Source organism: Vallitalea sediminicola, assembly GCF_054408565.1.
In genome coordinates this window covers 1-274 of record NZ_BTPT01000357.1, presented here as the reverse complement: position 1 = coordinate 274, position 274 = coordinate 1, and the positions used below count along the sequence as shown (strand labels likewise).

The window sequence follows — 274 nt, the reverse complement described above, 5'->3', positions numbered from 1 at the left end:
CATCAATTATTAAGAAATCCCCATCTTCTATTTTTTGTAGCAAATCATTTATTCCTGTAACAGCGGGTATTTCAAGAGTTCTTGCTAGAATAGCAGTATGAGAGGTTTTGCCTCCCAATTCAGTTATAAAACCAAGAACTTTATCCTTATTGAAACTCGCTGTATCTGAAGGTGTTAAATCCTTTGATACAACTATTACTTCTTCTGTCATGGAATTGAAATCACATTGTTCTATACCAAGAAGATTGTATATTACCCTCTCTGATACATCTTT

1 protein-coding gene is annotated in these 274 nt (G+C 33.2%); it reads right to left on the bottom strand.

What is annotated here, in order from left to right:
* Nucleotides 1-274 (bottom strand): PEP-utilizing enzyme (locus tag ACX6CF_RS27040; RefSeq protein ID WP_458788470.1); only part of this gene is annotated, 274 nt, incomplete at both ends.